The organism is Erysipelothrix anatis (assembly GCF_009828745.1).
GTDB lineage: Bacteria > Bacillota_I > Bacilli_A > Erysipelotrichales > Erysipelotrichaceae > Erysipelothrix > Erysipelothrix anatis.
Window position 1 is genome coordinate 325964 of sequence record NZ_WTSX01000001.1, and the last position, 22922, is coordinate 348885.

The 22922-nt window shown below is 34.1% G+C and carries 18 protein-coding genes; 5 read left to right on the forward strand and 13 right to left on the reverse strand.

What is annotated here, in order from left to right; genetic code table 11:
• From GVV19_RS01375 to GVV19_RS01425, 12 genes are all read right to left on the reverse strand, one after another.
• A partial coding sequence (locus GVV19_RS01375; RefSeq protein WP_201288179.1) for an InlB B-repeat-containing protein occupies positions 1 to 2068 on the reverse strand: 2068 nt, incomplete at its 3' end.
• A gap of 761 nt (positions 2069 to 2829) precedes the next feature.
• Positions 2830 to 5067 (reverse strand): formate C-acetyltransferase, encoded by a 2238-nt coding sequence (pflB, locus tag GVV19_RS01380; RefSeq protein WP_159644983.1) that lies wholly within the window; start codon positions 5065 to 5067, stop codon positions 2830 to 2832.
• Positions 5068 to 5402: 335 nt separating this feature from the next.
• Entirely contained in the window at positions 5403 to 5882 is a 480-nt protein-coding gene (locus tag GVV19_RS01385) for an LURP-one-related/scramblase family protein (RefSeq protein ID WP_159644985.1), read from the reverse strand.
• Positions 5883 to 5891: 9 nt separating this feature from the next.
• The gene (locus GVV19_RS01390) at positions 5892 to 6377 is read right to left on the reverse strand and encodes a lipoprotein (protein WP_159644987.1); all 486 of its coding nucleotides are present in this window, start codon (positions 6375 to 6377) and stop codon (positions 5892 to 5894) included.
• Positions 6378 to 6514: 137 nt separating this feature from the next.
• Positions 6515 to 6886 carry a hypothetical protein gene (locus GVV19_RS01395; RefSeq protein WP_159644989.1) on the reverse strand — a complete coding sequence of 124 codons (372 nt, stop codon included), beginning with the start codon at positions 6884 to 6886 and terminating at the stop codon, positions 6515 to 6517.
• A complete protein-coding gene (locus GVV19_RS01400) occupies positions 6843 to 8252 on the reverse strand; it encodes a Y-family DNA polymerase (RefSeq protein WP_159644991.1) in 1410 nt (469 codons plus the stop codon). Before GVV19_RS01400 ends, GVV19_RS01395 begins: the two co-directional genes overlap by 44 nt.
• 125 nt (positions 8253 to 8377) lie before the next feature.
• Positions 8378 to 9409, reverse strand: coding sequence for a hypothetical protein (locus GVV19_RS01405; RefSeq protein ID WP_159644994.1), 1032 nt, complete (start codon positions 9407 to 9409; stop codon positions 8378 to 8380).
• 1287 nt (positions 9410 to 10696) lie between these two features.
• Entirely contained in the window at positions 10697 to 11989 is a 1293-nt protein-coding gene (locus tag GVV19_RS01410; RefSeq protein ID WP_159636926.1) for a recombinase family protein, read from the reverse strand.
• Between the two features lie 636 nt (positions 11990 to 12625).
• The gene (locus GVV19_RS01415; RefSeq protein ID WP_159636932.1) at positions 12626 to 13078 is read right to left on the reverse strand and encodes a hypothetical protein; all 453 of its coding nucleotides are present in this window, start codon (positions 13076 to 13078) and stop codon (positions 12626 to 12628) included.
• An 11-nt stretch (positions 13079 to 13089) separates the two neighbouring features.
• Complete coding sequence (locus tag GVV19_RS01420; protein WP_159636947.1) at positions 13090 to 13776, reverse strand: ABC transporter ATP-binding protein; 687 nt, start codon at positions 13774 to 13776, stop codon at positions 13090 to 13092.
• 9 nt (positions 13777 to 13785) lie between these two features.
• Positions 13786 to 14133, reverse strand: coding sequence for an FtsX-like permease family protein (locus tag GVV19_RS10925; RefSeq protein WP_407926003.1), 348 nt, complete (start codon positions 14131 to 14133; stop codon positions 13786 to 13788).
• On the reverse strand, positions 14133 to 14894 hold the full coding sequence (locus GVV19_RS01425) for an ABC transporter permease (RefSeq protein ID WP_159644996.1): 762 nt from the start codon (positions 14892 to 14894) through the stop codon (positions 14133 to 14135). The genes GVV19_RS10925 and GVV19_RS01425 overlap by 1 nt, the downstream gene beginning before the upstream one ends.
• Before the next feature lie 421 nt (positions 14895 to 15315).
• On the opposite strand from GVV19_RS01425, the gene GVV19_RS01430 reads away from it, so the two are divergent.
• Positions 15316 to 15543 (forward strand): CsbD family protein, encoded by a 228-nt coding sequence (locus GVV19_RS01430; protein WP_159636958.1) that lies wholly within the window; start codon positions 15316 to 15318, stop codon positions 15541 to 15543.
• A 941-nt stretch (positions 15544 to 16484) separates the two neighbouring features.
• Here GVV19_RS01430 and GVV19_RS01435 read toward each other — a convergent pair.
• A complete protein-coding gene (locus GVV19_RS01435; protein WP_159644998.1) occupies positions 16485 to 18911 on the reverse strand; it encodes a MucBP domain-containing protein in 2427 nt (808 codons plus the stop codon).
• A 1384-nt stretch (positions 18912 to 20295) separates the two neighbouring features.
• On the opposite strand from GVV19_RS01435, the gene GVV19_RS01440 reads away from it, so the two are divergent.
• The 4 genes from GVV19_RS01440 (at position 20296) to GVV19_RS10935 (ending at position 22595) form a co-directional block, all read left to right on the forward strand.
• A complete protein-coding gene (locus tag GVV19_RS01440; protein WP_159636971.1) occupies positions 20296 to 20949 on the forward strand; it encodes a hypothetical protein in 654 nt (217 codons plus the stop codon).
• Between the two features lie 501 nt (positions 20950 to 21450).
• Positions 21451 to 21693 (forward strand): transposase, encoded by a 243-nt coding sequence (locus GVV19_RS01445; RefSeq protein ID WP_159636985.1) that lies wholly within the window; start codon positions 21451 to 21453, stop codon positions 21691 to 21693.
• A gap of 53 nt (positions 21694 to 21746) precedes the next feature.
• Positions 21747 to 22226 carry an IS3 family transposase gene (locus tag GVV19_RS10930; RefSeq protein ID WP_407926004.1) on the forward strand — a complete coding sequence of 160 codons (480 nt, stop codon included), beginning with the start codon at positions 21747 to 21749 and terminating at the stop codon, positions 22224 to 22226.
• A gap of 18 nt (positions 22227 to 22244) precedes the next feature.
• The gene (locus GVV19_RS10935; RefSeq protein WP_370456908.1) at positions 22245 to 22595 is read left to right on the forward strand and encodes a transposase; all 351 of its coding nucleotides are present in this window, start codon (positions 22245 to 22247) and stop codon (positions 22593 to 22595) included.
• Positions 22596 to 22922: the final 327 nt, after the last annotated feature.

Sequence of the window (22922 nt, forward strand, 5' to 3'; positions counted from 1 at the left end):
TCCATTCTTTGAATGTATAGCCCTCTTTAACCGTTGCAGGAATCTTGCTTGCATCTAACGCTTGGTCGTATTTCGTAACAACTGGTGTTGATGTTGTTCCATCCACAAACGTTACAGTAACATTGTTTGCTTCATAAATTGCATACACAGTTTGATCCGCTTTAATTACGGCTGTGGTATCAAATGCAGTTCCTTTACCATCAGCTTGAGTATTCCATTCTTTGAATGTATAGCCCTCTTTAACCGTTGTAGGAATCTTGCTTGCATCTAACGCTTGGTCGTATTTTGTAACGACTGGTGTTGATGTAAATCCGTCCACAAACGTTACAGTAACATTGTTTGCTTCATAAATTGCATACACAGTTTGATCCGCTTTAATTGCGGCTGTGGTATCAAATGCAGTTCCTTTGCCATCGGCTTGAGTGTTCCATTCTTTGAATGCATAACCCTCTTTAACCGTAGCAGGGATTTTGCTTGCATCTAAGGGTTGATCAAGCTTCGTCGATACTGGTGTAGACACACCACCATCCACAAACGTCACTGTGACGTCACTTGTCGACCATTTAGCATATAAGTTTAAATCATCTGTAACTTGCATTGTGTCAAAGTTCCATGCAGTTGTGAAATCTGCACTTGTGTACCAACCATCAAACTTAAATCCATCTTTAATCGGAGTTTGCGGTTTAGTAAGATGAGTCCTTTCATATTGTTCTGTAAGAACTAATGGATCTGCACCATTGTCATAGTTATAAGTAACAGTATAAGGTTCACCGAAGAAACCTACAAATATTGGCTTAATTCCGAACGGGTTGATGCGCAACGTGTTATCATTATTCACGAAATAAGATTGGATTGTAAGGCCCAATTTATCAGCAAAAAATTCATGATTAATAGCTACATCAGGATTGAGAGCCATATCTTTCGAATAATCTGTTGTAATTATCGAAAATTCACTCGTTCTAAATGTTTCATATTCCGCTGCTTGAGTAGTGATCATAGCTTTAACAGCGTCTGATTTTTCAAAACGGAGTTTTACAACATCGATTGCTCCTCTTAGACCATCTGAAGATGCACCCTTTGAAAAGAACTTATCCGTGTCGCTACCATCTCCTGCAAGTGTAAAGTCTTGGTCTGCAGTAAAGGTTCGTCCATCAGTTAATGTTGCAACAATTTCAAAGTTTGTTAGCGGCGCTCCAGCAGGTGTTAAATAGTTTTGAACATAAGCTTTGGTTGCTTCATAATCAATACCAATTGTTTTCTCATTGGGACTTGCTGCACGATATTGGTTCCCGTCCGCAACAATGACATCTGGAATTTGACTACTATCAATATCAAATTCATAATACTCTTTATCATTTACTGGGACATTATGGACCGTTCCAATTTGGATTCTATCTTGAGTTTCCAAACTCATCGATAAATCGACATTTCGATTCAATTGATTTAACCAATTAAAATCATCCACGATAACGTCAAAATCTTCTATTTCAGCACCAATTCGGGCACCTTGATATTGACTAAGGAACGTTGTCATTTGCTTTGTAAATTCATTTTTGATTTTGTCAAATCGATCAGGTTGCGTGTTTCCAGTACCTTGTCGGTACGCATATACTAAATGTGGTGCAACATATAATGTTCGTGAAGAAAAGAACATTCCAGGTTTGATTTTTATTTTGTTGCCACTATCGATAAAATTTTGAGGTAGATTTGTAAAGTTTTGCACCTCTTTTAACTTACGATTTGGATCAGAAAACATCGATAAATTTATCGTTACAGTTAAATCATTTAAGGATTCAAAGTATTCGATTCCTCTAAAATCAAAGACTGTAATGTGATTAAACTCAACGTTATCACCACGAACAAATCCTACCGATTCGATTGTCTTTACATATTCAATAAATTCTTCATCCGTCGTCAGTAATTTATCTGCATTTGAATACGCATGTGTTCTAACATAATCCTGTAGATTGTCAGAAAACATTGAATCCAATTTGTTGCTCTCTGCCGTAATAGGCACTGTCGCAAAGGCCATCAAAATGACCATACATAAACTTATGAACTTCTTCATAATTTCTCCTTTATCCGAACTCTTTCAAGTTCAATTATCCAGACAAACTCCATGCGTTACTTTTTCTACAGCATGCAGTTGACCAATAATAAAGGGGGATATAATTTACAACTGTATTTAGATATCTGTTTCGAACAATAGTTATTAAGCCAAAATATTATAAAAGACCCTTAATTGAAACTTCCGATTCTATAAAAATCGAATGCTTTTAGAGTCTGAAAATTTATCTTGGATTCCCCCCCATGATAACTTCAGTGATTTTTGACGTGTGTCACGATTTCACTAAGATTGCAAACGATGCAATTTCGTTCAAATTTACAGTACAAATACATTCGGATGGACTGTCAGTAATTAAATATTGCGTTCCATCGGATTCATAAGAAAATGTCTTACAATTCCAACTATTAAACTTCCAGTTCTCGAATACTATAATAATAACACCATAAAGTCTATATTTATTAGTTATTTTCTTAACTTCACTATTATTTCAATATTAATTATAACACTGTTAAGAAATACGTATTTTTATATTAAATAATTAAGATTATATTAACAAATCTTTAACTCATAGCTTCCTAATCTATAATTATCCAAGCCCGTACTACACAATTCAATTGCGAAATTCCCTCTATTACACATCAAAAAATGTGAGAAAAAAAAAGAAAACACCAGAGAAGATAACCCATTAGCAGGTCGTCTACTCTGATGTTTTTAAGTTTTATCAATTTAAAAGCTTTACTATTTATTGATTATAAGTAATTTTAAACTGTACGTTCGTGAGCTGTACGCATTAGAACATCGAGTTGTTGTTCTTTTGTAAGTTCAACGAAACGAACTGCATATCCAGAAACACGAATTGTTAAGTTTGGATATTTGAGTGGATTTGCCATCGCATCTTCTAACAATGAGTTATCGAAGACGTTAACATTAAGGTGGTATGCTCCTTGTGAGAAGTATCCGTCCATGATTCCACGTAGGTTTGCAACACGCTCAGGATCTGATTTACCCAATGAGATTGGTGCAATTGTTTGCGTATTGGAAATACCATCTAATGCACAGTTATAATCCAATTTAGCAGTTGAGTTAAGTGATGCAAGTAATCCATTACGTTCTGCACCGTATGATGGGTTAGCTCCTGGAGCCAATGGAACACCTTTTCCACGACCATCTGGTGTATTACCTGTAGCTTTACCATAAACAACATTTGATGTGATTGTAAGTAAACTTAATGTAGGTGTTGAGTTACGGTATGTATGGTGACGTTTGATTTGCTTCATAAAGTATTGAAGTGCCCAGTTTGCAAGATCATCTGCACGGTTATCATCATTACCATAACGCGGGAAGTCCCCTTCAATTTCAAAGTCAATCGCAACACCATTCTCATCACGAATTGGTTTAACTTTTGCATATTTGATTGCTGACAATGAGTCTGCAACGTGTGAGATTCCAGCAATACCTGTTGCAAAGGTACGTTTTAAATCAGAATCCATCAATGCAAGTTGTGATTTTTCGTATGCATATTTATCATGCATATAGTGAATTGAGTTTAAAGTATTTACATAAAGTTCTGCCAACCAATCCATCATGTCTTGGTATGCTACTTTAACTTCTTCAAAATCTAAGATTTCAGATGAAATTGGGCGGTAACGTGGTCCAACTTGAGCACCTGTAATTTCATCAACACCACCGTTGATTGCATATAACAATGCTTTAATTAAGTTAGCACGTGCACCGAAGAACTGCATGTCTTTACCAATAACTGTTGCGGAAACACAGCAAGCGATTGCTGCATCATCTGAACCCCATTTTTCACGGAGTAACTCGTCATTTTCAAATTGAATTGACGATGTTTCGATAGCGATACGGGATGCAAAAGTACGGAATCCTTCTGGCAATGCATCACAGTAGAGAACTGTTAAGTTTGGCTCAGGTGATGGACCCATGTTAATGAGTGTATGCAAGAGACGGAAATCTGTTTTTGTTACTAATGAACGTCCATCAAATGCCATCCCAGCGATTGAAAGTGTAGCCCAAATTGGGTATCCACTGAAGAGTGAGTTGTACTCTGGTGTACGAGCAAATTTAACCATACGTAATTTCATAACGAGGTGGTCAATCAACTCTTGAGCTTCTAGCTCTGAGATAGTACCTGCTGCTAGATCACGTTGTAGGTAGATATCTAAGAATGCTGAAATACGTCCAATGGACATCGCTGCACCATTGTTTTCTTTGATAGCTGCAAGGTATCCAAAGTATAACCATTGCACAGCTTCTTTAGCATTTGCAGCTGGTTGTGAAATATCATAACCGTAGCTTGCTGCCATTTCTTTCATGTCAGCTAACGCACGAATTTGTTCGTTGATTTCTTCACGAAGACGAATCACGTCATCTGTCATTGTTCGGTAACCTGCATGATTGAGATCATCTTTTTTCGCTTTGATTAAACGATCAATTCCATACAATGCGACACGGCGGTAATCACCGATAATACGACCACGACCGTATGCATCTGGTAGTCCTGTGATAATTTTATTTTTACGAGCTGCACGCATCTCTGCTGTATAAACATCAAAGACACCTTGGTTGTGCGTTTTGCGCCATTTTGTAAAGATGTTTACGAGCTCTTCATCAGCAACGTAACCATTACTTTCCAATGATTTCACAGCCATTCCAATTCCTCCGAAAGGAATGAATGCTTGTTTTAAAGGTTCGTCAGTTTGGAAACCAACAATCTGTTCCAAGTCTTTATTCATGTAACCTGGTCCATGTGATGTTACGGTAGATACAATCTTTGTATCCATGTTGTAGACACCATCATGCTCACGTTGGTAAGCATTCATTGTTTCCAATTGTTCCATTAGGTCAATTGTATTTTGTGTTGGTCCTTCTAAGAACTCATCATCACCACGATACTCTGTGTAGTTTTGTTTAATAAAATCACGCGTATCAATATTTTCTTTCCAATAGTTTCCTTTGAAACCATTCCATTGATTATACATCAAGATACCTCCTTTATTAGAATCAAATCCCCATATCTAATGTATTACTCTTAAAGTATATCAATAGTGGTTATCATTTGAGGTGTATATTCATTGTATTTGACGTGAAATATATAACATATTATTTATAAATAACATATTGTACGTTCGTTTGATAATAATCATAAATCGCTCACAAGCTCTGTTTAACTGTGTTTTTAGATACATCATGACTCATTCTATGCAATTTATTAATTAACGAATTCACAAATTAATAATTGGTATGCAGTTGCCTCCACAATAAAAGACAGCGCAGGTTGTGTGCTGTCTTGAGTTTGATTTCACATTTCGAAATCTTAGTTTGATTGTTGATCATCCGAAATTTCTTTATCTATAGCAATAGCAATTGATAGTGCAAGCACAGCATCGCGTTCATCCGGAATCGTAAGTTCGTAACTATCACCCCAAGTAAACCAATGCTTTTTCAAATACATGATAGGCCGTTCACCATAGACTACACTGTAATCATGATCCCAAATATCACCCCGTAACTCCCACTGTTTGCCAGTTATCTCAAATTTACTTTTAAAGAATGAGAATCTTCGAACGAGTTCAACATGATCTGTTGTTGGTGTCGTAATATCATAACGCGAAAAAATTCGAAACATTTGTTTTTCAATCTCCGACACCATTTCGCCGTTCTCATTGCGAATCACAAATTTTTTGGGTATTCTCATGAAACTTCCCTCGACAAAAAATCTATCGACTCCAGTTTCATCTTTAACTGTAAACCTCTCACTAATCGCAAATACTTTTTGCTTGATATATAATTTCATGTTGCCTCTCTACTTTTTCGTACAAATAAAGTCATTATCCTGTAATGCACTTACTTCTTCATCCAAAAACAATCCCTTTATTTCACGATCATATCCTGAATAATAATCGATACGTTTCATTAAATCAAAATCAATATCTTTCATCGTCTGAATTTGAATTAATTCTAACACACTGTCAGTTCTTATTACTTTTGATTCGATCCCTGGGATATCTTTACCACCTGCAGTATCAATCATAACTTGATTACTTGCTTCAAAGACTTTTTGAAACTCATTCGCAAGCATTTCAAAACCTTCCTTTGGTAAATCTGCAGTATATTCAAGTTTAAATACATTCTCCACCCTTGTGACGTCATTACCCTCCGCATCAATTGTGTAATAATAACTCATTGGACCACTATCCTTCAACTCACAAAGCGTTTGTGAAGGACTTCCTTTTATTGAACAGCCAGCAAGTAGTAACGTACCCAAAAGTAAAACTACGATTTTTTTCATTTGGTTCCCCCCTAATGTACTTCGATAGTAACACATATCGATACATACATAAAAGGGGTATCCTATTCGAACAACTTGCTTTAATGAAAGGACCATCCTATTTCCAACACTCATATCATAACTTTAAGCATTGATGTTTATTCAACGACAGCCACATTCCGCACGATATCCCAACTAATCGCATAGCCTTCAATATAGAAAAATGAATCATCCGCCATTCCCGCAAATTTTCCCGTTACGCTTTCTCTAAGGCGCTGATGATCATCCATTATATTGACTTGTACAGATATCACCTTTGATTTCAGAAATGCGAACTGTAGAACGGCATCTATTTCCTCACGATCCATTTGCGGTATGGCCGGTACTACTTTAAGTGCATCACTTTTGCCCTCATCAATCGTTTTAGTAAGCTCAGCAAGCGCAAATGCAGTACCCCACTTCAGGCCAAAAGGTCGATCTTCATACTCATTGTAGTTTTTGAATTCCTTTTTTGTCCTTTTTCTTGTCACGAATACGCTCCTCACTTTCCATACCCTCCAGACCACCAGCATGGCCACCCACTAATGAGCTCCGGGCAATGGCACGACCGCCTTCCATAAGACTACTCGCATAAACCATTTTAGTGAAACCAAATTTCTCACGCACAGTATCAACCGCTTCATCAAATTTATGATTCTTTTCTTTTTGAACTACCGATTCGAAGATATTAATTTGCTCCGGCATATCATGGCTTAGCTTAGAACAGTTAATGCCAATATTGCGCACAGTCTGATGGTCAAAATGTTGTTCAAAAATATCAATGAGAACTTCAGCAAGTTTATGACTTTGATTGGTCATCTCGATATTTTTCTGCTTATTAAAACCAGTCTTTCCATCACGGTCAACAAACCCTAACGAATAACCCACCCATAGACTCACATTACTCGTTTTAACTCCCTCTTTTCGAAGACGCGTCGCCACTTGATCTGCCATTTCACGAATAACGATTTCAAGTTCTTTTTTACTAGTATAATCACGGTTCAATACTTGTGAATTTCCAATAGAGCGAGATTTTGGGGCATATGCTTCCCCCAAAAATGTACGGTCAATTCCCCATGCATGCGCATAAAGTTGTGTTCCCAATATTCCAAGTTTACTTTTCAATAAATCGTAGTTAGCATGCGCTAAATCGTAAACACTGAAGATGCCTAATTTTTGTAAACGAATGGCACCTCGATGTCCGATTCCCCACATATCCGTCATCGTTTGAATTTTCCATAATTTTGAAGGAACGTCCTCATAACGCCACTCCGCTTTCATATCTTTATTATTCTTTGCTTTATTATTCTTTGCTTCATTATCCAACGCTAACTTCGCCAACAGTGGATTGTCTCCAATTCCAACAGTCGTATAAATTCCTGTCTTACGAAACACTTCAGTCTGAATTAACTTTGCAATTTGATACGCACTCTCACAATTGAAATATTCTAAAGAATCCGTCACATCTAAGAATGTTTCGTCAACCGAATATGTCGATACATTTTTATCATCAACATACTTCCGATATATTTCATTAATTTGGCGATGCATTTGCATATACATGTGCATACGCGGTGCAGCAATTACCAAATCATCTGGGTAAGGAAAGGGTAGATCACGAGCACGACTAACATTACTTATTCCATAAGCTTTTTTTGCCTCGGGACTTGATGCAAGAATTAGTCCACTACCACGTTCATTAACGCTATCGCTGGGATAACTCATGACAACTAGCTTAGTGGTTAATGGATTCAATTTGCGTGAAACTGCCTCACAAGACGCATAAAAGCTCTTGCAATCGATACAGAGAATATCACGAGATGGTTCTTTATCGTAATCAAATGTCACAGACGTCATAAGTATCACCCTTTCTTCTATCAATATTATACTCTAAATAGACGACATTATGTGTCCACTACTTTTTTTGTTTTACAGAAAAAAAAGACATCGCACGATGTCTTTGGATTTATATAATTTTTATTTTATACGTTATTTTTAGCTTTTTTTCGCTTGCGAATTAAGGTATATCCACCAACCCCAGCACCCGCAAAAATTGCAGTACCAAGAACAACTTCACCCGTAGTATTCTTTTCTTTTACTGGGATTTCGCCAAAGAACACGCCATCTTTATTGTACAATTTAATTGCAATTTTATCTGTCTGCTTGATCTGATAAGAAACATCATCAACTAAGTGACCATTAATCGACAGGTTCGTAATCATCCCTGTAGCAAGATCACCCAAATCTGAGCCACGTATCTCTGATACTGATGTATTTGTTAACTCTAGAGTTTTGTCTTTCCCATATGATATTTTCGCATCATATGACACATCTGCAAACTCTTCTGCAGTACCAAAAATAAATACTTTAAAGTCATGAATTTGGTTCTTTTCTTTGTTTTCGGATACTACTTTAACTTGTAGATTGTTACCCATAAACGGCTTTAAATCCTTTTCAAAACTTAGTGAACTCGTGGCTTGTCCATTTTTTGTTGTTACTAAAAAAGAATCCAAATTAACCTCGTTAGATAAAAGTTGAAGCGTCGATACTTTCTCTGTCTTCGAACCGCCAAATTCAGTTCCACCAAAACTTATTACATCAATTGTAGTGTTATTTAATTTTTCCAGTTCTATTTCTTTTGCCTTCGCTTCTTCGGCTTCTTTAAGTTTGCGCTCTTCTTCTAATTGCTTCTCTGCCGCGGCTTCAGCAGCGACTCTTTCATCTTCTAATCGCTTTGATTCTTGTTCTTGCGCTCTCGTATCACCCGAACGGGATGGCGATGCATTTCCGCCGCAAGGGTTATCGTAACCTAACGATCCTCCCTGAGGATACCATCCTGAACCTCGATCTGCTGCTACATGCCAGTGTCCATCCCCATGGTGACCGTAATACGTATCCCCACAGCTAATGATACTTCCGCCCTTTAATTTACCGGACGTTGCCGATACAGGTAATATGGTCGTCAGCATTAAAACTCCAGTGACGACACTCAACTTAAGTAATTTCTTTCTCATTTGTCCTCCACAGAAAATTACATTTTCACACTGCTCCTATCATACCCAAATAAGATTGAAAAAGCGATGTTATTATACAATTTTGCGAAAGTTAGCAATTAAACATTAATTTGAATATGGCTAACCACATATTTCTGGTCATTTCGTTAAGTAATTTAAATCGCAGGCATGTGAGATCAATATAGGCACACGACAATGAACCTAAAGTATGCATATCCAAAATAGATGAATACCTAAACCTCTATAAATCCGAAACCCTATTTATACTTCATGTTATAATTGATACAATTATAGATATTACGAGGTAATTTTGATGCAAAGCAAATCAAAGCGATCCATATTTTCAAGTGCACTAATCCTATCATTAGTAATTAGTTTTCTATTTTTCCTAATCATTTCTTTATTTTTGTATATCGATACACAGTCTCTGATGCAAGCAGACCCATTCTTTATCGATGACCCGTTATCAAACCTTGCCTATCTCTTTGTTGCTATATGGAGCTTCATTGTCTTTTTTATATCCCTTCCTATTAACTTTCTCTTGATCAAATCAAAACGCGAAGGTACAAATTCTACACAATAAATTGGATTTGTTCTTAACAGGTAAAGATTCATCAATCATATGCGAATACTGGAAAGATATTACCAATACTTTTTTATATCTAATTATAAGTAAAATGGCACATTACAAAAAAACCTACCCAGATAATGGGTAGGTTTAATAGTATCTTTTGATTGTAACCTATAGTTAGCGTTTTCCTTTAGAGATGCGCAATCGCCTTTCTCTATTGCATGTGTCGCATTAGCTTATCTTTCAAGAAACTGTCTTGTGATTATTCGTCTCTGTATTAAAAAAGTTGATCTATGGTACCGCAGTACAATGGCCAACCCTTATTTTAATTACTTGACTCATTTAGTTTTGTTACGAATGTCAAGGCTAAGATATTGAATCAATATTATAATTTTAAAGATTAAAGAATTAAAGTACACTCAAAATTTGTATGTCTTAAAACACGCTTCTGCTACTATTAGATTACTTTCTTTTAAAGGTATATGAGAATGTAGTAATTATAACAAAAAATATAAGTTGAAAAGATGGTTAAGCGGATTAAAAAAACCACTCAATTATGAGTGGTTGTCGTTTGTGTCATGGTGCCCCGATCGTCGCCTAAGCGAACTTTGCACTTAATTAGTGTCGGAATTTTCATGCTATCTTTTGACAGAGATATTTTAACTATTCATATTATAACATGATTGTAAATACAATCAAGGGTTAATCTTAAACTTTCATAGTTTGTTGAACTTTATTTTGATGACTTTTAGTGAATGCATATCTATTACTATTTTATCTACATTTTTCCTAACAAACAGTTGTCTCTGTAGAGTAGACATAGTTATCCAACTTTTGATATTAGTTTTGATTGACTTAATGATGACTTCATGGTTACTTTGTTTATCATAAATTTGCTTACATTCTTCCCTATAGTAATCAATATTGATGAAACCAGAGTCTAGTAGCGAATCTAAAAGCCTCCTGCTACTATCAAGTCTTTTAAGTGTGCTCACTTTAACTTTAATTGCATCAAGTATACAAGTATTCATATATTGATCTATGTCATTCACAACTGCTTCAGCGATAATATCTTCATTGATGTATTTACCGTCCATCGTTTTGTAGTATAAATAGTAACCCATATCTTTCTTTGTTGGTTTTACTGTAAGCATTTCACCAGACTTAAAATCATAACATTTACCTTTGAATAGATACGGATACTGACTCCTTTTATTTCGTAAGGAAAGAGCGAGCTGTACATCGTCAAATAATTTTGGCTCAATAATGACTGGCGAATGCTCTTCGATTACTATTCTACTATTTTGATATGTTCCTTTGTAGATTACATTGTTTAATAATACCCTAATTCTGTCATCTGTCCACACAAAGGCTTCTTTCCGATGTTTGTTGTTGAACAAGTGTTTAATTTCACTTCTATTTTTGAACTCATAATAATATAGATAATGGGCCTCTTTTACAATAGCTGCCTCCCTCTCATTTATCACCAATTTCTTATCGATAATATCATATCCGTAAGGAGCTTTTCCGTGAACCCAATTTCCTTCATACGCTGATTGATCCATGCCTCTGATTGTACGTTCACTTATCGCTTCAGTTTCCCACTGAGCAACTAGTATAATCATCGATACAAAGAAACGACCAATTGCACTTGTTGTATCTATTTTTTCTTTCAGACTATACAACTGTACATCAAATTCATTGAACAACTCCAAAAGATACATCAAGTCTGTGACACTACGAGTCAGCCTATCTAGATTATGTATGACAACTTTACCTATTTTGCCTTGTTGAATATCATTGATCAGAACTTTCATTTCTCTTCTTTTTAGAGTTCTTGCAGAATAACCATCGTCGATATACTTCACAACATTTTCTTGAAATTCATCTTCGTAAACTTGAAGATATTGTTCGATTCTTCTTTCTTGCTCTCTTAAATTATATCCATACTCTGCTTGGTCTTCACTTGACACTCTACAATACACTGCTATTTCTTTAATTACATCCATATCTATACTCCTCTACTTTTAGATAACGGAGTACCCCCATAAAACGCTAGCCCAATAATTGTAGCACAAAGAATCAATATTTTTTCAACTGTCATAAGAGGCACAAAAATTTGAATAAATTTCCAGATAAAACTACACCTATATATAGGTGGATGACAATGAAAAATCTGGTGATGAAAATTTCAAATATAAGAGTATTCATATCATTCATCAAAAGAAAAAGACCTCCGAAAAATAGAGGTCTTACTTAAGTAAAAGGCATATCGTTAAATTATGCATTTACTCAATATAAACTTGAGGGGGGTTCAAGTCTATACATTATTTATACCATACTAAAACACTATAGACAATAATCGTAGTCAAATGACATCATTCCTTAAGTTTATAAAGATGCATAACATTCGCACTATCATGATTTTAAATGACTTATAGCAATAGCTTTTACATTACTTGTTAGATCTACCCCTAAGGGGATAACGCAAATTTCTTTACTATTACAGATGTAGTAAAATATCTATTCAGTATATATTAATAATAATTATGAGTATAGTAAACTCTCTGGTATATTTATTAACCACGGATACGCAAACTAGATTCAATCATTATATTGTTTAATACATTTATTGATTTTCTTTTCTATTTCGTAACAATCTGTTTTGTTTCAATTATGGTGTCTATCATAACTTGAAGTGCCTCAATCAATATTATTGGAGTTAAATAGTAACCCGGTATAGTTATTTCTTGAATGATAATAAAGTAAACTGTTGTCACCACTACGATCATCACTAAAACACAGTATAGGATATACTTCATTATTGTAGGGATTCTATAAGTAATTTCTCTTGATGCCCAGTAGCTACTAAATATTAGCTCAAACAGACCTTTTATTACAACTTTTATTCCATGAACCAATAAATATGAGACAAACGACAACCCCATATAGTTTAAAATTTTGTGCTCTTGATTAGACACTAAAAATATAATCAGATTTATGAATAAATATAATGATGCAAGAAATAACTCTAGTTTGAGATTAATTTCCGAATGCTTTCTAACTCTATTTATTTTTGAAACAATTCTGCTATTCATAGTTTACCATCCTACATTGTGTCATCACTTTTTTTGTTCATCTTTACCTCAAGATTTCCGTCAGTAATCTCGAAAATTATGTCGCAATCACTCAATAACCTTCTATCATGCGTAACCATAACGACAGTCGTATTTAGTGTTCTCGTCATATCTTTAAGAATTCTTACAACATCGAATGCTTTTTCTGTATCTAGACTAGCTGTAGGTTCATCAGCGAGAATAATTTCTGGTTTTAGAATTAAACTCAGAGCAATCGCAACACGCTGTCTTTCCCCTCCAGATAATTCTTCCGGATATTTTCTTTTTAGATGACTAATATTAAGATCATTCAACAAGGTTTCATATAGTTCTGAATCACCTCTTTTACTTTTACTTAACTTGAAAAAAAATTGTTCCTCAACTGTCAGGAAAGGGACAAGATTTGATGCTTGTAGTACAAAACCAAGCTTTTCAAACCTTATTTTGGATCTCTCTTTTTCTGAAACATCGTAAATATCTACGCCATCTAATTCAATAGTTCCTTCTGTTGGTCTTTGTAGGGCTCCCATGATTGTCAGTAAAGTAGATTTACCTGAACCACTTGGACCTACAATTGCTGCAAATGTTCCTTTTGGAAGGCTTAGAGTCACATTGTTCAAAGCTAAAATATTGGTTCTTCCATCATCATATTTTTTACTAATATTTAATAATTTAAGCATACAGTTCTCCTATAAAGAATCCAATGGATCGATTTTTAGGACAGAATAGGCTGAAAATACTGCACCTAAAAGTGACATAGCTATAATTGCAGCGGATACGTAGGTTATAATTTGATAATTGATCAATACAGGAACTACTCCTGATAGAGATTCAACCGCTATCAAGTTAAAAATAAAACCAATTAGAAGACCTGTAGTAGTCAACAATATAATTTGAAAAATTATAGAACTAATAATTGTTCCATTTTGATATCCTTGAATCTTTAGAACTGCAAAAATTGACTTTTTCTGCATTGTTAATATGAAAATAAATATCCCTACTATCACTGCTGCAATGACAGACAATGAAAATATCATCAGACCAAAATGAGTAATTGTGGCAAATATCCGGGTAGAGACTCGACTAACGATTCAGTATCAACAAACGTTAAACCACTTGGAATATCGGCATCATTCAATATTGATCGATCTTTTATCATAACTGCATTGATACGTTGTGGCATATTTTCAGTAGCACTTGCATTTGCGTCTGACTTGCTTAAAGACGTATCATAATTAAGGATTACGCTTGAAACGTCATCAACATGCCCATAAACAACTGGCAGAGTGTTAAAATTCGAGTTTTCTGTGAAACCACTAATTTTGAATACTCTGTCCGTATTTGAGAGGACTAGTTTATCTCCAACTGATACAGAATATTTTTCTTTTATGTTATTGGTAATCACAACTTCATCTTTTTCCGAATTAATTTCACCATCTATAACTTTAGGAATAATCCAAGAATTCACATCTTCATATCCCATAAATGTAAGAGATAGAGTTTGTGATTCATTTATTTTCGCATTTGATGTGCTAACAGTTAGGTACTCCGCATTTTTATTCTTTAAATTTTCTATTTCGAAAAGATTGATTTGTGATGAATACAGGTTCTTGTTCGAGGATTCAGTAATTATTACACCATCAACATCCCAGTGGTCAATTGCAGTTCGGTTTAACTGCGATAGTCCATACGCTAAACTGGACAAAAAGAATACAAGGAACGATATTAAGACTATTACAGAAATAATCATTCCAAAGCGAACTTTCTCTTTCTTAATTTCTTTTATTGCAATATACATCTTTTTCCCCCTTAATTAGACTGTAATTTTGTCGAATCAGCATAGAGCTATTCCAAAACTAAAAATCGGTATCTATAAAAATTAGTCTCTTTTAAACATGCGTATCCCAATCAAAAACATAGATACTTCGATACCGGCTATAATACTATATAAATATTTTTAGCGACTACTTTATAATTAATTTATATCACATATATAAACTATATTGTAGCAATTCGCTATCTTTTCAACAATACGGTACATATCTTCAACTCTGCGAACATAGTACAGTTTGCTTTAAACCAACTAATCAGTCATATTTTATGTACCATTAGGTTGAATCCTTTAAATTATAATAACATATCTCCTTACATTTATGATTACATCAGTTTAAATGTATTTGGTAACATGCTATAATCCTATTAGAAAGTGAGGTATTCAAATGGCAGATAAAGGAACTGGCGACAAAGTATTAGGTAAAGCTAAAGAAATTGTTGGTGATGTAACAGGTGATGACAAAACCAAAGCCGAAGGAATTATTGACCAAGCAATTGGAAAAGCTAAAGAAGTCGCTCACGACATCAAAGAAAAGTCTGAAGATATTGTTGACGATCTAAAAGAAACAACAGACAATGTAGTTGAAGATATCAAAGATAAATTTAATAAATAGCTCGAAAAGAGCTATTTTTCTTTTCTCAAACTCTACATTATCCAATTTTAAAAGATTCTATCTGAAATGCAGTTTTGAAGCCAAATATTTCCGAAACATTGAATTGATTTTAAGGGAAATGTAATCAATAAATTGATTTCAAATGCTGTAGAGTGACTTTCCTTTTGAAATAAATATTCAGACTCTCGGATTTGATTTTTCGTTCGCCACCCAAAAAGAGATCAGTATTTATGATACTATGTGGTTGTCAAATCGATACTCGGTCTTTATCTACCGATTCATTTTGGAACAGCGATCTACGATTGATATTATTGCTGCACTTTCATGTTTCTTTCCAGTTATTGAAACAATTTCGAGATGCCAATTATATTCAGGGTATCTATATTATTGGATATCATATCAATTATTAGCACAGTTTGATTCCCAAAATTCTATTGAAAGTGATTCGATTTGCTTCTTTTCTCCTCGTCTCATGAAACATAACTTAAGAGGTCCAAACAATAGTTTTCCTTGATTTTCCAGCTATACACCTGTTGTGTGGATACGAAAGCTTTATGAGGATGATATCTTTTATAATTGTTTAGACAAACATCGACAAAACGGATCTTGGTATTATATCGAGAATTGATATTATCAATCAAATGATAGTAATATGTCGAGTATCCATTTTTCTTTTCTTATTATGATTGCTTTTATACTTCGAAACAGTTGGATACTAAATAATAACTTCACGTCCAACTTGTTACATCGAATATCCTATACTCAATAAATTTCAACTTGATCATTAATTTTCTTATTTAATTGCTCATGCAAAATATGAAAGATATTTCTATTATATGAAAAAACCGCGCTATGGTGGCGCGGTTGACATTTTACTTTGAACAACTTCGAGTCAACTGCTTTATAAAATGTAGTCTATCCTTATATTTTAATAGGAAATTTTATTTATCTATTTCACTCTTTTTTAATAACCTATTTACGACGATTAGAATTAGACCTGACGATATTATTACATATGAAAGTAAATTTAAATTATTTGATACCCCTGTTTTTGGCAATACATCAGCTTTCGGTTGCTGTGGATTTGTAGGAGTGTCAGGTTCTTTAGGAACTATTGGTTTATATATGTACCTCACAAAAATATCTTTATCTGTAAATAGTCCAGATGAATTCGCAGGTTTTTCAATTAAGTCGTATCCCTGAATATATTTTTCCTCCGTCGAGTACTGACTTCCAATTTCACCTGTTAATTTGTGACCTTGAATTAGATCTTGTCCATTTTGATCAACATAGCTAACCAAAACACCTCCATAAGTTGTTTGCTCAGCATTTTTTTCATAAATGAAATTAACCACGACTTCTCCATTTTGATAAGTTCCACTTAGGATTCCTTCATACTTTTTAAATGTATACCCAATAATTTCTTTTGGTTTGATCGAATAGTACTTACCTACAGAATCTGAAAACATATCAATTTCTGAAATTACATTACCAAGATTATCTAAATAGTTTACTGTTACTTTACCCCGCAATGTATCTGCTTTTCTTTCTCTATAAACATATATTACTATAATTTCATCGGTTCCTGCAGTTCCGGTTGCATTGCTTGGTACACCCACTACTTCATAAACTTTTCCATCGAATGTAATTTCGTTGGGTCCATTTGTAGAATATTGACTACCTGCTAAGAACATATTCTCTGTTGACTGTAATATTTCTACATTAGACTCATTGATATATTTTGTAGTAACTTTAACTCCATTTACATTCACTTTTCGAATCATAGGAACCGCATAAGCTCCTTGATCATCCTGAATTTGATTTGGCAATTTTCCAATAATCTCATTTGATGAATCCGCAGCTGCATAGGTGTATGTCAGTTGTACTTCTTCGCCTATATATTGTGGTTTCAGTAACTCATCTCTTAGCTCTTCAATTGAAAGTGCATCTTCATTACTATTAACAAATACCTTTACTCTTGATAGATCCACATCTATTTTTTGGCCATTTGTGTCTACCCCATCATCAACAATTATGAAACTTTCTGTACCAAGAAGACTATCAAAATTCACCATTGAGTTATAATCAATCTCTATTGTTTCGTTAAGATTGCCAAATTCCGTGAAATATGGTCTTGTCGTATCAATTTTAAACGTAGATACATTGGGACTTAGTAACTTAGTTACATTACCTGAACCAACATTAATGTAATCTAAATATTCCGAAGGAACGTTTTTAAATAAAGGATTATCCGCACCTTTAATTGTATCACCTGAAGTATACATAAAATATTCTACCAGCGATTCCTTGACTGAATCATTCTCTCTACTTAATTGATCTGTTCCATAGGAATTATCGATAGATGAATCTCTATAAAACCCAGTCAATTGAACTTGGCCCCCAACTCCCGCTGGCACATTTGAAGCTCCACTATTATTTTGAATTTCTCTCAAGTATTCATTCAATTTTTTAGAAAAGTCATTAACACCTAAATCCTTAAGTTGACTATTTGCTGTTGAAATTGCACCTGAAATGTACATTTTCCCTAAAAATCCAAGTTGCGAATATCCATACGGGGTTATATGCAAATTTGAATTTGTATTAATGTAATACTTTGGATTTTCAGCGTCAGACCCTACAATTACCCCATCATTGGTCACTCGTAAAAAAGTTTGTGCACCACGTAATCCGTAAGATGGCGCACTTCTCATTGTCAAGATGATGTCACTTCTATTAGTGTTGTATCTAGTTGGTATAATTATATTATTTTCACTTGTGAGCATATAGTCGTTAACCATACCATCTGCACCATATCCGACTAAATTCGGAAAGTACGTATCAGATCCATAATTTCCAATTGATTCAGAATCTATAGCTCCATCCATTAATTGTTTTTCACCTACAGAAAGAACTGAAGAAAATGTTTCACCTGCGATAATATTGGGAGCCCCAACGATTGATTGAGTGGGTAGTGAAAGACCTTGATAAGTTAAGTCCCCATATTTTGTTGGATTGGAATTAATAAGACTTCCAGAACGATTATAAACGCCCATATATCCGGAGTACCTATCTTCGACAGCAATATTATTTGCTAAAAAAAATTCATTGTAAGTCATACCTTCTGTAAAACTTATTTTTCCATTATTAGCAGATTCAATCAATTTCGATACATTTTCATTTATAACCGCATCCAAGTCCCCTTTAGTAATCTCACTGTTTTTATAATAGTTCTCATCTGGGACTAAATAGTTCGGTTTACTTAAATTTGACTCTTGCGCTCTAACAGAAATTGGTTGAACAGTTGTTAACACAAGTGATGTTAAAACTGCAAATAATATTTTTATATTCTTTAAACTTCTTTTTCTCATATTCTCTCCTTTTTTACAATAATCTTAGTAATGCTCTTTTATAAATTTAAATAGATTTTTGAAAATACATTTAGTTAAGATTAACTTAAAATGTCATTTTACTTATGGCGTCTCCTTTCATTCAATTAACATTACGGTCCAGAATTATCTCTACTTGTAATTCGAAGAGTATATCTTTTAGCTCTTACTTAGAATACTAAATCTCTTTTGAATAACTACGTAGTATTTTCGGACTCAATCAATAGATGATTAATACATCACCTACAATATAGACGAATTATATATTTCTTTAGACTTACATTAGTAATATAATTTAATATTACATTATTTATGATGTTTTATCTACACATAATTATAAGAAGGTTTTGTTAAGAATATGATGTACTTAGTTTATTGTAGTTTTTAAGCTCAACTTCATTAACCATGCAGAAAATTTGATAGTTTACTATGCACATTCAAAGTAATTTATTATTGCACTATGGATAGTTAGGACCGTCACTAATTTAATAATTTCTAACTAACTACAGGTCAATCTTAGATTCAAAAATTTATAATTTGCGCGACACTATACAGTGCATTAGTAGCAATCCGTTAATTCGTATAAAATATTTATACTTCAAATAGAACATCTACTAAACATACTACAATACTCTTGTTATGAAAAGCAGAACTCTATACTAGTGCGGCCGTTTTCTTGTCGTAATTGAAACAGTATTAATTGTATGTGTCTCTACAAGATTTCTTCATTTTTATTCGTAAACGTATATGACCGAACCTAAACTACTCTTTACTGTTCCACCCAACACCACAGCTTCAGGAAGTTATTTAATTGGTATTTCAATATTACCCTGTTTATCGACGATTAATGGTTTTGTGACTCCAGGCACTGTTCCTTTTGGATACTTACTTCCATCCGTTTTCATATGGGTGTGCCCCATAAAGTCAAGCACAAAATTGTTTAGTCTGTCACAAATTAGTAGGTACTTAAAAAAGGATACTGCTTCGAGCAAGCGTCAAAAATATGACGGAGAATTTAACAGTACACTCTTAATCTCGATAAAAGATGCAAAACCTAAACTGCACTTACAAAAGAATATGGTATCTCATACTCATTCCACCCAATTAGTTTACTGATTCTTATCTATTTATTGACCTCGGTTCAACTCTGTAAATCTATATTTCCTCCTACAAAAGATAGTCTTTTGAATAATTAGCTTTGGAAAAATTTCGCAGCAAACAAATACTTATGAACAATTACTAATAGTTTTACAAGATTTGAATATTAACTGTTTAAACGTAAATATATACAAGTTAGCCATGAAGAATGGAGAATAACTATGATGCTTGTTAAGATTTATATACCGAAAGGTTAAAGGAGAATGATATGAAAAAGTTTTTGAAACTACTAAGCGCTTCTGCATTAGCATGTATTATGATCTTGAGTTCAATGGTTCCCATTATTGCTGAAGAAAAAAATATTAGTTTTAATGTCTCACAGGATATTATTATAGAAACACAGTTCCCTGAATCAGATTATTTTCTAAGTGCATCAGTCAACGACAGCGAAAAAAAATTCACTATTCTAGATAAATCAAACATAGAAGTTGTGTCTTGGATTTTCGATAAAAATGAAACAAATAATAGTTTAATGACGAGAAGTATTAGTACATATCGTCATAAATATGAAGTAAATTTGCCTTCGGGAACATTTGTAAATGAGGTAGCTTTAGAGAAGGGCGGAACTAATCCTTACTATCAGTTTAATAGATTTATGTATTACAATATGTATGTGATAGGAGATTCTGCGTATCAAGTAGTTTCAGAAGGAATTGATGTAAGCCCTACTGGTCCAGGAGGGAACAACTGGCCAGCTGTTGGAGCACGCGTAAGCTTTACGGGAATTGTGGGGATTTCTGTGAACGATACCGCTTCAATCACTGTAGGTGAATTAATAAATATAGGTTTCTCAGAAACAACAACAAATCACTACACTAAGCGAATATACGGTGACTATACTATTAAATCAACAAATTGGTAGAAGAGAGGAAACATTATGGATAAGTTATTCTACAGAAAAGTATTCTTTGTGTTTGGACTTTTGATTTTTACGTGGCCATTTTGGGGTTGGTTTACAATAGTCGCTAAAGCAAACGGTCATTATTATATGTTGATTTTTAATTTTGAAAATTTATTACGACATATGGAATACTATATTCCTGGCCTAATACTAATGTTTGTAACGGCGAATAATAGATTTTACAAAAATTAAATTATAAGTGTCTTAAGTACGATTTTGTCTCTTTAATTTCTGGCGTCGGTCATTCAATGTCTAAAGAATTGAGCCAAGCCACGCATTTTCTATGCGTGGCTTTTTATAGCTCTTATCATAGTATTCATAGTTAATAATATTATACTTCTAGAAGTATAATCTATATTTCCAAGAACGGCTCGTTTTATTACTTCAATTAAGTTTGTTCTAGTAAACTGAAATTGCTACACCTTGGTTGAGAAATGATAAAATCAAATCAAGGAGCAACTTATGAATAATTATAGTAGAGAAACAAAAGATGAAATCATACGACTACATCTCAAAGAAGGACGTACGATAAAAAGTCTTACTCAAGAGTATCATCTTGGAAGTGGAACACTACAATACTGGCTTAGAGAACTTCGCAAAGAATGCCAAAACAACCCTTATATAGAAGAAGTTACATTATCATTTGAAGAATCAAAAAGGCTTATTTTAGAAATAAGAGAACTTAAAAAGGAAAATGAATTCTAAAAAAAAGCAGCTGCATTCTTTGCAAAGGAAACCGATTAAGTGAGTATCAGTTTATTAAAGAACATGGTAAAAACTTTGGAGTTCGTTGGTTATGCCGAAAATTTAAAGTAAGTACGAATGCATACTACAACTATCTAAAACAGAGAAAAACGCCATACTACGAGCAAAAAGCTAAAGTACAACGCTTTATTAGTGAATCATTTCATAGAAGTAACGGAACAATGGGAGTTAAAATGATGTCGTATTATTGTGCGAACCATGGATACTCCTACTCCCTTCCATCAATACGAAAATACATGAAAGAATTAAATATATCATCAATTATTCGCCGTAAAAAGCAGTTATTCAAGACAGGCAAGCAGCACAAGGTATTTCCAAACCTTATCCAACAAAATTTTCATGCAACAAAACCAAATCGAGTTTGGTGTGTTGATTTTACTTATCTGTACTTGATGAATGGAACACCTCGATATAATTGCACGATAATTGATGTGTATGATCGCAGAGTGGTTGCCTCTCAAAATGGAGCTTAAATTAATGCACGTTTAGCCATTGATACGTTACATAAAGCCTTATTAAACTATTATCCAGATAAGGGATTAATTCTGCATAGCGATCAAGGGAGTCAATTCACAAGTAAATCATTTAGTGATTTCTGTAAGCAACGTTTTATCCAGCAAAGCATGAGTCGCGCTGGATGCCCGTATGACAACGCAGTAATGGAGCGATACTTCAACACTCTCAAACACGAATGTACGAACCATAATTCATTTACTACAAAAGAAAGGATGGATTCGATTATGAATGATTTTGAACAGAAATGGTATAACTCAAAACGTACACATACTTATAATAATGGATTATCACCCAATCAAATCTATATCAATTCAACCCTAGTGTAGCAACTTTGCTTGACTAGAACAAAATGGAGTACCAATTAATGTAGTTTCTCGAAGATTGGGCCATTCAACTGTGGAAATGACACTAAAAGTCTATACTCATGTTTTTGAAGAATCGCAGAATCAAGCTGTTGCAGCACTGAATAAAATTTTCGAACATTAGTCGAAATGTATCTTCACTGTATCCCCACAGATAAAAAACAAATAAATATCCACCAGCTTAGCTGGTGGTTTTTCAGATGCGGGCGTAGCCCTTTACTTCTAGTTGCGCTTTACAGCGCTAATGTAGTCTGCCATCTACATCTATTTCTTGCTACCCGTAAACGGGTC